The organism is Herbiconiux daphne, from assembly GCF_024979295.1.
In the GTDB taxonomy this organism is placed as follows: domain Bacteria; phylum Actinomycetota; class Actinomycetes; order Actinomycetales; family Microbacteriaceae; genus Herbiconiux; species Herbiconiux daphnes.
This window is the reverse complement of the sequence record NZ_JANLCJ010000695.1, coordinates 1-555: the sequence shown is the minus strand read 5'-3', so window position 1 is coordinate 555 and position 555 is coordinate 1. Positions and strand designations below refer to the sequence as shown.

General features: G+C 52.6%; 1 protein-coding gene. It reads left to right on the top strand.

Going from position 1 to position 555, the window contains the following annotated elements; genetic code table 11:
- On the top strand, positions 1–524 hold a 524-nt coding region (locus tag N1032_RS27215), incomplete at its 5' end, for a hypothetical protein (protein ID WP_259543822.1).
- Between the last annotated feature and the right edge of the window lie 31 nt (positions 525–555).

Sequence of the window (555 nt, the reverse complement as noted above, 5' to 3'; positions counted from 1 at the left end):
AAGCAATGGCAGCCGTCGGTCTGGATTACGGTGCGGTGGATATTATCACCAACCGTGAAGAAGCCTGGGTTCTGGAAGTTAACACTGCTCCGGGTATGGAAGGTGTGACTCTGGAAAAATATACTGCTGCGATTTCTCAATTCGTAAGCGGTGAAGAAATCGTTGGTGAGACTGTCGCCAACTTCGCAGACTTCCGTCAGGTAAATAATAATGCTACAACAGCAACCAACGCAGCTCCCCAGCAGAACCGTGCCATCCCACCTGCGCCGGGAGCCACCGAGACAACTGCCACAGCGCAACCGCGAACCGCTCGTGCGGAAACTGCCACCCAAAGCAATTCCCGTACCACATCATCTCGTGCCACCTCCAACCGTCCAGTAAACGGTGGTTACTATTGGCTGACTGTCAATGGTGAACAGACCATTGGTAAATACACCAGCCAGGTTGACAGCTTCGAGATCATCGGCTGGGAAGTTCCGGTCGAACGTGCTGAAGCAACTGTTGGTGCTCGCATCTCTCAGTAAGGTGAAGCATGCAATACGAACTTTCCAACGG